At 37.9% G+C, this 13,223-nt stretch carries 9 protein-coding genes; all 9 read right to left on the minus strand.

Annotated features, from left to right (window positions below; genetic code table 11):
- Positions 1-12: 12 nt before the first annotated feature.
- Positions 13-1,584: a protein adenylyltransferase SelO gene (locus tag A9D35_RS08790; RefSeq protein ID WP_066221746.1), complete on the minus strand. Its 1,572-nt coding sequence runs from the start codon at positions 1,582-1,584 to the stop codon at positions 13-15.
- Between the two features lie 7 nt (positions 1,585-1,591).
- Entirely contained in the window at positions 1,592-2,128 is a 537-nt protein-coding gene (gene msrA / locus A9D35_RS08795) for a peptide-methionine (S)-S-oxide reductase MsrA (RefSeq protein WP_066221749.1), read from the minus strand.
- Positions 2,128-2,580: a peptide-methionine (R)-S-oxide reductase MsrB gene (gene msrB / locus A9D35_RS08800; RefSeq protein WP_066221752.1), complete on the minus strand. Its 453-nt coding sequence runs from the start codon at positions 2,578-2,580 to the stop codon at positions 2,128-2,130. The genes msrA and msrB overlap by 1 nt, the downstream gene beginning before the upstream one ends.
- A 79-nt stretch (positions 2,581-2,659) precedes the next feature.
- On the minus strand, positions 2,660-4,192 hold the full coding sequence (locus A9D35_RS08805) for an alpha-amylase family glycosyl hydrolase (protein WP_083191664.1): 1,533 nt from the start codon (positions 4,190-4,192) through the stop codon (positions 2,660-2,662).
- 57 nt (positions 4,193-4,249) lie between these two features.
- Positions 4,250-5,911, minus strand: coding sequence for an alpha-amylase family glycosyl hydrolase (locus A9D35_RS08810; RefSeq protein ID WP_066221755.1), 1,662 nt, complete (start codon positions 5,909-5,911; stop codon positions 4,250-4,252).
- A gap of 4 nt (positions 5,912-5,915) precedes the next feature.
- The gene (locus tag A9D35_RS08815) at positions 5,916-7,802 is read right to left on the minus strand and encodes an alpha-amylase family protein (protein ID WP_066221758.1); all 1,887 of its coding nucleotides are present in this window, start codon (positions 7,800-7,802) and stop codon (positions 5,916-5,918) included.
- Positions 7,802-10,186, minus strand: a complete 2,385-nt coding sequence (locus A9D35_RS08820) for a glycoside hydrolase family 31 protein (protein WP_066221761.1) — start codon at positions 10,184-10,186, stop codon at positions 7,802-7,804. The genes A9D35_RS08815 and A9D35_RS08820 overlap by 1 nt, the downstream gene beginning before the upstream one ends.
- A gap of 1 nt (position 10,187) precedes the next feature.
- Positions 10,188-11,162, minus strand: a complete 975-nt coding sequence (locus A9D35_RS08825; protein ID WP_066221765.1) for an alpha/beta hydrolase — start codon at positions 11,160-11,162, stop codon at positions 10,188-10,190.
- 3 nt (positions 11,163-11,165) lie between these two features.
- Positions 11,166-13,001 carry a glycoside hydrolase family 13 protein gene (locus tag A9D35_RS08830; RefSeq protein WP_235817949.1) on the minus strand — a complete coding sequence of 612 codons (1,836 nt, stop codon included), beginning with the start codon at positions 12,999-13,001 and terminating at the stop codon, positions 11,166-11,168.
- Positions 13,002-13,223: the final 222 nt, after the last annotated feature.

A 13,223-nucleotide genomic window follows, 5' to 3' on the forward strand; every position in this document is an offset into this window, starting at 1 on the left:
TATGTCTCTTTACTACGAACTACAAGACAACATAGAGCAACCCACTTTGTTTCGTGCCCATTCCGGGCGTTTTGCAAACCACTTTTCAGATTCTGGTTGTTCGGCATAAGGATTTTTAAGGAGTTGAAAAAGCTCATCTACTAATCCATAATCACCTTGCTCTGCATCGTCTATCGCTAATTGTGCCATATAATTTCTAAGCACATATTTTGGATTTAATGCATTCATACGTTTGGCCCGATCGGCATCTGTAGATTTTTCCTGCTGCAAACGATTGGCATAGTTCTGGAACCATGTGTTCCAAGCTTCAGTAGTTTCGTCAGTTAACCCTTTCGGATTATAAAAAGCATCTTCTATAATTTGGAATCCTACTTCAGGATGATCTTTTTCAAATTGCGATAGTCTTCTAAAAAAAATCGTCATATCCGTTTCCATCACTTGTAGCAAATCTTCTAAATCCTGAATAAGCTTTAAATCCGCTACATCGGTATCTTCAAAACCTATTTTAGCACGCATCATGGCTAAACTTTGAGTTTCAAAATCGGTTTTATAATCATCTAACACCGCTTGTAAACCTTCCGCTTCTCCGATTAAAGGATACAAGGCATTTGCCAGTTGATATAAATTCCAAAGTCCGATATTAGGCTGATTGCCGTAGCGATACCTTTTATGTTGCCTATCGGTGGTGTTTGGTGTCCAACCAAAATCGAAACCTTCCAACCACCCGTACGGGCCATAATCTATGGTTAAACCTAGTATCGATAAATTATCGGTATTCATAACACCGTGAACAAAACCTACCCGCTGCCAATCTATAATCATCTTTAAAGTGCGCTGAGATACCGCCTTAAAAAAAGCTAAATAGGTATCTTTTGAAGGCCCTCCAAATTCAGGATAAAACTGCGTTATAGTATAATCTGTAAGTAGCTTTAAAGTGTTAACGTCTTCTCTTGCAGCAAAAATTTCGAAACTTCCAAAGCGCAAAAAACTAGGCGCTACACGACACACTATAGCTCCGGGTTCGTATTCCGGATTGCCATTATACATGACATCGCGCAACACTTGGTCTCCAGTAATTGCTAAGGACAAGGCACGCGTTGTTGGCACTCCCAAATGAAACATGGCTTCGCTGCATAAATATTCGCGTATCGACGAGCGTAAAACAGCTAAACCATCTGCAGTTCTAGAATACGGGGTTTCGCCAGCACCTTTAAGCTGCAAGGCCCAATGTTTCCCTTTGTAATCTATTTCGGTTAAATTAATGGCACGACCATCTCCTAACTGACCGGCCCAATTCCCAAATTGATGTCCGCCATAGCACATGGCATAGGGTGTTGTTCCCGGTAAGACGGTATTCCCTGTAAATACTTTTAAAAACCCTTCCGACTGACTTTCGGTTTCAGAAATCCCTAAGGCCGCTAACATTTCTGGAGACACATGAACCAATTCTGGCTTTTTCGTTTGTTTTGGCGTGACATACGAAAAGCAGGCCTGTGTTACCTGCCGTCTTGTATTGTCCTGAATAGGATCGGCAGGTAAGGTTTCCGTAAAATTTGAATGGATATGTGTTTTAAAAGTTTTCACAATAAAATTATTTTAGTTTATCGGCGTGCATGTGCCGTAATTTGGCCAACTTCGGACTGATAACCGCAGTGCAATAGCCTTGCGTTTTATTATTTTCATAATAATCTTGATGATAGTCTTCTGCTTCAAAAAACACGCCCAACGGACTTACTTCTGTCACAATTTTATCATCAAAATAAGGTTGAATTTTACTGATAACCGCTTCTGTAATTTCCTTTTGTGTTTCATTTGTATAATACACCACAGAGCGATATTGCGTTCCGCGATCGGCCCCTTGACGGTTTAAAGTGGTTGGATCGTGACTGGTAAAAAAGATAATTAAAATATCTTCTAATGAAATAACATCTGCATCGAATGTGACTTGAACAACTTCGGCATGCCCAGTTAAACCTGAGCATATTTCACGATAGGTTGGTGTTCCCGGAACGGTTCCTCCCGTATAGCCCGAAACTACAGATTCAACGCCTTTTATTTGTTGAAAAACGGCTTCTACACACCAAAAACAACCGCCACCTAAGGTAATAACTTCTTTATTTGCACTCATTAGTTCTCTGCTTTCTCTAAGGTTATCGATTCTGAATTTACACAATACCGCAAGCCACTTGGCTCCGGCCCATCGGGAAACACATGGCCTAGATGAGCATCGCAGGTATTACATAACACTTCTACGCGAACCATACCAAAAGAAACATCTTTATGGTACTGAATCGCATTTTCTTTTATGGGCTGCGTAAAACTTGGCCACCCCGAACTTGAACTAAATTTAATTGTAGAATCGAACAACAAAGTCCCGCAACACACGCAACTATAAGTCCCAGCGTCGTGAGCACTACAAAGTGCTCCAGTATGTGGTGCTTCGGTACCTTTTAAACGTGTTATTCTAAATTGTTCAGGCGTTAAAACAGCGCGCCATTCGTCTTCAGATTTTTCTACCCGACGGTCAGGTTTTGGATTGCCATTAACGGCAAAATCCATAACATTTTTCCATGTTAACATAAGCCTGTTATGTGTTTAAATTAATAGAGTGTTTTAGTCGTAGCCGAATGCAATTCCTAACTTTTAAAGCAATGTCGTCTTATTTACTAATAAGAATTTTATATTCCCAAGGTTTGAAATTTACTTTATCTTGACCAACAACAAAATCTTGACCTGCCATATAATCTATGTAAGTCCCTTTCATCATTTCGAAAGATTGCGGTTTACCAGAAAAATTACCAACAAACATGGCATTGTTTTTCCCCTTGCTTCTAGACGAAATTAACACATTTGGACTTCCTGAATCAAATTGTAAAGACGAGGCTTTCTGTTTTCCACCATTTAAGGCCGGATTCGTATTTTTTAACTGTCCTAATTTTTCTAGAACTGGCCACATTTTCCCTTGAGTTCTTCCTATAGAATCTTTTTCGAAAAACTTTAAACGATGATCTAAATCGTATTCCTGCCCCGAATAGATTAGAGGCATCCCTGGAACAAAATAACTATAGGCTAACATAATTTCTGAGGCATCACCTAATCGTTCTTTAACGGTTCCATTCCAAGAATTCTCGTCGTGATTGGTAATAAAATTCATTAATATATCGTCTCCCTCATAATCGGAAAACAACTTTACAGAATAAGCATCCCAATCGGAAATTTTCTTTTTCCCTTGGGCAATCTCGTTCATTAATTTATGACCTTTCCAAGCATAAGCCATATCGAACAAATCGCCTTTTAGTAATTCTGGTTCATCGGCTTCAGCAAGCATAAACAATGGTTTTTCAGCTCTTAATTCTGGAATTGCTGTTTCCCAAAAATCGACAGGCACAGCCCCTGCAACATCGCATCTAAACCCATCAATATTTAGATTTGACACCCAATACTTCATATTGGCAATCATATCTTTACGCATGTCTTGATTATCGTAATTCAAATCGGCAACATCGGCCCATCCCATAGATTTCCCGTGTTTATCTAGAGGTTCTGTAATTTCCCCATCCTTATTTTTAGTGTAGTATTCGGGATGCTCTGTAATCCATTTATGATCCCAACCGGTGTGGTTTGGTACCCAATCTAAAATTACATACATATCGTTATTATGTGCTGTAGTAACTAGATTTTTAAAATCTTGAAGGGTTCCAAATTCTGGGTTTATCGCGGTATAGTCTGAAACCGCATAATAGCTTCCTAGCATACGGTCACGAACAGCTTCATCTTGAATAGTGCTAGCAAACTCCCCTCCTGTTGCTTTTCTATTGGTTTCTGAAATTGGAAACACAGGCATTAACCAAATGATTTTAACTCCTAATTGTTTTAATTTCGGGATGTCTTTGGTGAAGGCGTTAAAGGTTCCTTCGGAAGAATATTGACGAATGTTAGCCTCGTAAATCACGGCATTTTCCATCATAGCATCAGCGACTGGTGCGATTTCATGCGTTGCTTTAACCACAACTTCCGGATCTTTTAAATCTGGATGTCCAGTGGTAATCGAATCTGAAGAGGAATTAGCACCGGGATGTTCTCCTGATACTTGTGCTTCTGGCGTTCGAGGTGTTTCTGTATTTTGGCTTTTGTCTTTCTTACAAGCAGTTAACGCCAAAGCCAAACATGCAATGAGATAAATACGTTTCATTATTAGGGTGTTTTAATTCACAGAACTGTTATTATACCGCCCTAAAATAATACATTTTTAATGACTACGTTCTAAAAGCACAATATCTAAATTTGAATCAATTTCTACCTGCCCATTTTTCACTTCTGAAATCAGTCCAGAATAAGCATCGCGAATAGTAGTACCGTCTTTAAAAATGGTAGCAACAGGAATCGCTTTTACACCTTTTTTTAAATTTAAACCAACAACAACCTCATCTTTAAAACCGGCATGATTATAGGTTCTAGAAAACACATAAGGCGATTGTGAAATCATTTGATGTCTTCCGGCTCCAACCGCTGGATGATGCGCTCTAAATTGCCCTAAATTTTGCCAATGCGCCAAAATAGCTTTTGTAGTGGGATTTGATTTGATAGCATCCCAATTCATATAAGTCCGTAAATTGGCATCGCCAATCGCCCCATCGGCATGAAGAACTCTAGCCGATTCATCGCCATAATAAATTTGTGCGGCTCCTGGACTTAATAATAAACGCGTAGCTGTTTCGAAAGGTTTTTCACGCATAGGATCGAAAGGTTGTCCATCGTCATGCGAACTTAAATAGTTTAAAACACTATAGCCCTTTAAACCGGTGTTTAGAATACTGTCGTATTTAGAAAACATGGCTTCGTAATCGAGTTGTTGAGCATTCCACTTAAATTCAAAGTTGATTAATTGATTGAAAGCCTTATCGAAATAATTCACTTTTTTGTCGCCAAAATCAAAAGATTTCGCATGGCTAATGGCATAATTATACACCTCGCCCACCAAATAAAATCCATTATCATCTAGCACCTTCTCCGGGTTTTCTAATTTAAACTGAGAAAAAGCCGCATCTACCACTGTTCTAAATTCTTTCCATACATAAGGTTCTGTATGCTTTACCGTATCTACCCGATAGCCATCAATTCCGAAATCGGTAATATAATCGGCCAACCATTTCATGATATAAAAACGAGGCGCTCTAGGATATCCTGTTCTTTCAAAAAACACATCTAATTCGGCTATTTCTTTTTCGTAACGGCCTTCCATCTTCCATTTTTCTACCAATTGGGGAGGCAGATCTACATGCTCGTTACTTTCCGTTTTTATATCGGGAAGATTCTCGACTAAGGTACAACTTACGGTACTATCAAAATCCTGATAATTACAGGCAGGCCCTGTTCTTACCCAATCGTCTGGCCAAACCGGATCTTTGTCTGTCACCGGTCCCGTATGATTTATCACGGCATCCAGCACAATTCGGATACCTTTTTTATGGGCAACTTTTACTAATGTTCTCAAGTCGTCTTTCGTTCCGAAATTAGGATCTAAATTGGTCCAATCTTTGGTCCAATACCCATGAAAACCATAAGATAAACCTGTGCCTTCGTCTGTACCACCATGGATTTGTTCTACAATCGGGGTCATCCAAATCGCATTTACACCCAATTTGGTAAAGTAACCGGATTCAACTTTCTGAATTACACCTTTAATATCGCCACCTTCAAATCCTCTTAAAAAACCTGTTTCTTCATTCCTATCAAAATTGAGATCGTTAGTAGGATCTCCATTATTGAATCTGTCGGTTAACATAAAATAAACTGTAGCTGCATCCCACGAGAACGGAATATCTTCTAATTTTCCCAAGGTTTTCTCTGATTTATTTTGACATCCTAAAAGCATGATACCTGTAATTAAAATGGCTACAAAGTTACGCATAATCTTATTGTAATTTTAAAATGAAAGACTCTAATGGTCTAATTGTAATTTTTGCCACTGCACCTTCTTCCGATACTTGTAAGGGTGTTTTATAAATGTTATACAACGCATCTTCCAACATATAAGTCCCAGGTTTTAAGCTCCATGCGTTAATAATTTCATTCGGAATTCTTAAATAAAATTCGGTGCCGTAATTGGCATCAAAATTATTTACTACGATTAATTTTTCGTCGTTGCTCCAACGTGTATAAGCCAATTGTTTTAGGCCATAATGTTCGGTATGTTCGGTATTATACCGGTGTAAATCTCGATACTCACCCATTAAAGCATCACTAGAAATTGTAAAATTGAGCAAGCGTTTATAAAAATCGCGTAATTCCAATTCATCACGGGTAGATTGTCCGCTATCAAATTCTTTATTATTCACCCAACGTCTAACTGTTGGTACACTGCCGTAATCGAAAATAGAGGTACGCGACGGATCGCCAAACCCTAAATCTTCTGCCCCAGGTTCTCCTAATTCTTGTCCGAAATAAATTAGCGTTGGAGATGTACTTATGGTAGCAGACACGACCATTGCCGGTTTTGCTTTAAATGCATTTCCAGCAAATTCGGGGCTTGCAATGCGTTGCTCGTCATGATTCTCTAAAAAGTGAAGCATGTTATGTTCTATATCTTTTAAATCTTCTTGAATTGGCGGAATATTATCGGTTTTACCCCAACCTTGAATAACATGTTTTAAGGTATCGTACAACTGCACTTTATCGTATAAATAATCCATTTTTCCTTTACGGATGTAGTCTCTATATAAACTTGGATTATACACTTCGGCAAGTAGAAAGGCTTCTGAATTTTCCATTTTTATAGCAGAATTCATATAACTCCAAAATTCCACGGGTACCATTTCTGCCATATCATATCTAAAACCATCTACACCTTTTGCGGTCCAATACAATGCAATCTCTTTAAATTTCACCCAAGAGTCTGGCACTGTTTTTCCTTTCCAAAATTCAAAATGAGCCTTATAGTCTTTCGTATCGAAACCTTCTGGCAAACTGTCGAAATCATGATGCCCGTCTGGAGATACACCGTAATTTATCTTTACGGTTTCATACCAATCGTTGGCATCGGGTTGAGATAATCGCGAGCCGTTTCCAGTCCATTTCGCTGGATTCTCATCGAACCTACCATCGGCCAAAGCTGTTTTATCTCCACCTAAAGGTTGGTAGCCATGATGCCATTCGGGCAAGGTAAAGGCTTCGCCAGGATTGTAATAAAAATTATTATTTACATGATAAGTAACCGTGGTGTCGTCGTGTTCCCCAAAACTTGCAACCCCTTCTGGATTCGTTATACTTTTGTAATTCCGGGCCACATGGTTTGGCACAATATCGATGATTACTTTTAACCCTGCCTTATGCGTACGATCTATTAACGCCTGAAATTCGTCTAAACGTTTAGAAACATCTACTGCTAAATCTGGATTTACGTTATAATAATCTTTAACAGCATATGGTGAACCGGCACGGCCTTTAACAACATCTGGATCGTCGTTAGAAATCCCATATTTTGTATAGTCGGTTATCACATCGTGATGCGGAACACCGGTATACCAAATGTGGGTAACTCCCAAATCTTTAATCTCTGCTAGGGCTTTCTCGGTAAAATCGTTAAATTTCCCTACCCCATTCTCTTCAATCGTTCCCCAAGGTTTATTTGTAGCATTTGTATTTCCAAACAATCTAGTAAACACTTGGTAAACGACTTCTTTCTTTTGTGTTTTGGCTGTTTCTGCCGAGTTATTTTCTTTCAATACATTTTTCTTTTTAGTGTCACAACTTACTAAAACTAACAAAATTATTGCTATCGGCATCAAATATCGGTTCAACATTATGCTTTTATTTTAATTTCTAATTCAACGTTTGTATTCCAACTTACCGGAATATTTAGTACCTGAGTATTTCTATTGTAGGTAAACGGTATATTTTTTCCTTTAACTTTTATGCTTTTAGGCTCCGATTTTATATTATGAACCGTTAATAGGATATGTTTTGTTTGTGTGGTATAATTGGCACCAATATCTGCATCAAACTTAAAAACAACATGGTTATTCACGCTATCAAATGAAAACTTAAGCATTTCGAAAGCACCGTTTTCAAAAGCCTTTAAAGTGATACCATCATCATTATACAAATGATATGTGCTGTGTTTTACAGAATCGTCATTGTAGTAATGAAGCAATACATCGTTTCCTTTATAATTCTTTGTATTCTGCATTGGTTTTGCCATCGGAATAAATGCCCCTGCTTTAACATAAGTAGGAATATGGTTTTCTGAAACAAAAACTGTTTTGGTTTGTCCACCAGCTATTTTTTCATCGGTATAAAAATCAAACCACAAGTGATTCTTAGGAAAAATTACTTCTTGCTTCTTTACTCCGGATTTTAAAATTGGAGACACTAAAAATGAATCGCCCCAATAATAAGTACTAGATTGATTCTGTAGAGCAACATCGGCCGAATTTTCGAAAAATAACGGACGCATTAATGGTGTTCCGTGTTGATTATTTAAAAATGCTAAATTGTAATTATAAGGCAACAAAGCATAACGTAATTTTATAGTTTCTCGTGCTAAACCTTTAGCTTTTTCGCTTCTGAAAACAGGTTCGCTAGCCACCTCCTCCTGTGCATGCGGTCTGTAAATAGGTTGAAAAACACCATACTGTAACCATCTTGCATATAATTCATCATCTAGGTTTGCCCCTGCAAAACCACCTAAATCGCTATGCATATACCCCAAGCCTTGCATTCCCATTTGAAGTGCTATTTCTGGCTGACTTTGTAGACCTCCCCAAGTGCGATTTACGTCTCCGGACCACGGAATTAACCCGTAGCGTTGAGCCCCAGAATATCCCGCACGCATTAAAATAAATGGCCGTGTATTTTTATTAATTTCTATACTACTATTATACACCAATTTGGCCCAATCTTGTCCGTAGATATTATGAACTTCGTCTGCTGTTCCTTGGGCATGCATTAATGCTTTTGGATGCACTTCTGGCTCTCCTAAATCACCCCAAATTCCAGAAACTCCCTGTTTAAACAACTCTTTATAAATATTAGAAAACCAATGGTATCCTGAGGCACTATAAATATCTATCAATCCTGTGTTTCCGAAGAAAAAATCGTAAGTAAACGGATTTCCTAGTGTGTCTTTAGCCAGCACATTTTCCCGCACCGCTTCTTCCCAGCGTTTAGACGTGGTTAACACAAAGGGTTCGGTAATTAAAATAGTATGCACCCCTTGATCTGCAAAATCTTTAATCATTTTTTTAGGTGTAGGAAATGAATCTGTATCGAAAGCCAAATTTCCCATAGTACCTTGAACTGTTTTCCCAAACCAATACAGGTCTAATATCACCGCGTCTACAGGAATATCCTCTTCCTTAAATTTTGAAATGGTAGCTCTAGTTTCTGCTTCCGAATGGTAGCCAAATCTGCTTGAGAAGTTCCCCAAAGCCCATCTTGGCGGCATAGGTTGCCTTCCTGTTAAAAGGGTGTATTCATCTACAATTTCCGCCCACGACTCTGCAGCAATAACTTGATATGTTTTACGTCCAGAAATTGTTTCGTAAGTCAGCGTGTTATCCTTTTTACTATCTAAATCCAAGTATCCTAAAGGAGCATTATCAAAATGAATCATGTATTTTTTTGAAGAAAACACAATGGGTAAAGTATAATTCATCAACTCACTATGCGTTTCGTAACCGTAATGTGCACGATTGTAAAGTTCTAATCGGTATCCACGACGATTCATCCCTAAAGCTCTAGCGCCACCGCCATATAAAACCTCGGTACTATCTAAATTAAATTGAATGGTTTCGCCTTCTGCCCGATTCTTATAACCCTCCTTTTCTGTTATTAAAGGCTTTCCTTTATAGACATATTGAATTTGAAATGGTGCTTTTATAATAGTAACCGAAAGTCCTTGTGATTTTAAAACAACTGCTTCAGAGGTTTCTGAAATCGTACTAAAATCCATTTTTGGCTTTAGAACCACAGCATGAGATTCTGGATTTAAAACTTCTCCTTTCGGAACAAAAGTGGTTTCTACAATAGATTCGTTGTATAATTTAAAGACATAAAACCCGTCATTTACAGTCACTTTATATCCTAAATCAGAAGGTGCTGCATTTACAAAAATGCGATTCTCATTTTGTGCTAAACAACCTATAGAAAGACCTATAATTAAGAAAAAGGGAATAAAAAATTTCATACTAATTTGCCATTAAAAAGGTAAAGGGAATATAAATTCGTTTTTGCCATGATGCTTCCGAATGATCGGCACCTTCAATCTTTTTGTTCATAAAATTATTAGAGGTGTAACCTGCATTTTGAAACAACGCATTGACGGCTGTTTCGTATTTTGGGTAATATTGATCTAAGGTTTTAGTTCCAAAATCAAAATACAATTTATGTGAATTTGGTTTTGGCATATGGGCCTTTATATAATCGAAAAATGCTTTAGGAAATGGCCCCGGTGTTTCAGGGTCTATGCCTGGCCAATGAGTCGACATACAAGCTGCACCACCAAAAATTTCGGGATATTCGCAAATGGCATACCAAGACATTAATCCCCCCATACTTGAGCCCGCAACGACTGTATTTTCTAAACTCTTTAACGTTGAAAACTGAGCATCTATAAAAGGTTTAATTTCTTCAACTAAATATTTTAAATACGCATCGCCTTTAAAAATTATATTCGGATTATCTTTTTGGGCATACGCTAAAAATGCTTTTTTGCCTTCTGGATTTAAATAATCGATGGCTTTCTGTGGAAACAAATCGGCATATCGTGTTTCTGAAATACTATGAATGCCCACGACAATAAAACCTCTAGTTTTATGGGATTTCATCAATTCTGAAGCAACCTCATCCACTTTCCATTCTTGATGATTCCAAGTTACTGAAGCATCAAACAGCATTTGTCCGTCGTGCATATAAAGCACAGCGTATTTTTTAGATTTAGAATATCCGTCTGGCAACCAAATATCAACCGTTCTTGGAGTAATGAATTTTGACGGAAATTTTTCAACTCTAAACAATTCACCTGAAGATATATTTGCATTGGCCAATGGTAGCGCTTCAATGGTTTCGCCACTTGTATTCACTGCAGTTATTTGTGCCTCTAAATGTTGCGCCATAAAGACACCTAATAAACAAGTAAATAAAACCCTATACAACCAGTTCATAATCTACTGTTTAGTGGTTAACAAATGAAATCCGGCACCATTGAGTTTTAGTGATGCATCCCAAAGCACGGACTCGTCTGAAATTATATTTTTAAGAGTTTCACCTTCTAGACCTAACTCCTTAAAGCGAGTTAAGTCTAAATCATCTAAAGATTCATTTTTATTTAAAACAAGAACTACCGTTTCACCTTCTAAAGATCGGGATAGCACATAAACACCGTATTCTGGAGCAAAATGAATGGTTTTTCCTTTGTGAATCGCACCGCTATTTTTTCTATAATTGACTATTTTACTCACAAAATTCTGCATACCGGCTTGGTCTTGCGTTAAACCTTCTCCTGAAAACGCATTCACCTCATCCCCATTCCAACCACCAGGGAAATCGGTGCGAATTAAACCATGATCGTGCGGTTTCGCTGTATTTTGCATTAAAATTTCGGTCCCATAATACATTTGTGGAATTCTGGGCATAAGAAAAATATAAGCCAAGGCCATTTTAGTATGCGTTACATGTTCTTTTAATTGTGTAAATACGCGATCCATATCGTGATTGTCAGGAAAAATCATAAGATCTTCGGGAGTAGTATAGGCAAAATCCATAGCTAGACCTTCGTACATTTTCACAAAACCGGTATCCCATGTTTCCTCTTCGTTTAAGGCCTCTACAATATATTTTTGCATCGGAAAATCCATAGTCGATTTTAAGTGCGACTCATATCCCTCTTTATTTGGTGTTCCCGTTTGCCAATATCTCACCAACAACGGATTTGTACTCCACTCTTCACCCACGATACTGAAATTTGGATATTCTTTCATAATGGCTCGAGCCCAATCACTCATAAAATCCTTATCGGAATACGGGTAAGTATCTTGGCGAATACCTCCTAGAGCTAATGTTTCTATCCACCAAATATTATTTTGAATGATATAATTCGCCATAAATGGATTACGCTGATTGAGGTCGGGCATAGCCGATACAAACCAACCTTCGGTCATTTCTTTTTTATCGATAGCCGAAGCATACGCATCTTGATTTACGGTACGCCTATGATTCGAATTTTTAAGCTCCCCGTGGTTCTCGAAGGTTTCTTGTTGATTTATCCAATCTGAAAATGGTAAATCTGCCATCCACCAATGCTCGCTTCCACAGTGATTTGCAACCATATCCATGATTAATTTTAAACCACGTTCACTCATTTCTTGAGACAATTCTATGTATTCATCCATGGTTCCAAAACGCGGATCGACTTGATAAAAATCGGTAATCGCATAGCCATGATACGAGGAATTCGACATGTCGTTTGTTAGAAGCGGTGTTGGCCAAATGGCCGTAAATCCTAATCCATGAATATAGTCTAGGTGGTTTATCATGCCCCGAATATCGCCCCCATGTCTTCCGTAATCGTCATCGCGATTTACCGTAGTTTCGTTAAGTGCTGTATCTATATCATTTTTCGTGTTTCCATTAGCAAACCTATCTGGAGTTATCAGGTAAATAGCATCAGAACTATTAAAACCTACATAATCTGTGGCCTTTCTATCTCTTGCTTTTAATTGATAAGGATAGGTTTCTGTCTTGCCGTTTTTAAAATTAAGAACAATATCAAACTGTCCAGGTTTTGCCGTTTTATCTATATCTAGATCGATAAACAAATAATTAGGACTTTTGGCTTTATGTACCTTCTTAAGATGCACACCTTCATATTTAATTTCAGGAATTGCCTCACCCATGTTCGGTCCGTGAATCATGATTTGTAAGGCTGAATTTTCGAAACCTACCCACCAATTTGGTGGTTCAACTTGTGTAATTTGTCCTTGTATATTTGGTGTTACTAACATAATAAACAAACTTACTATTAATCCTTTTTTTATTTTATTCAACATACTCAAAGCGCGTTTCATAATTAAACAATTTAGCTGTTCGTTTGGCGTCAAAACATCATATTTAAGTCATGCCGAACTTATTTCGACATCCCATGGTATATGGAATTCAACACTTTATTTTGAAACTCTGAAATATATTCAGGGTAACGAGCAACTTTATGACTGAATATGGCTATT

This window comes from Formosa haliotis (assembly GCF_001685485.1).
Classification (GTDB): Bacteria; Bacteroidota; Bacteroidia; order Flavobacteriales; family Flavobacteriaceae; genus Formosa; species Formosa haliotis.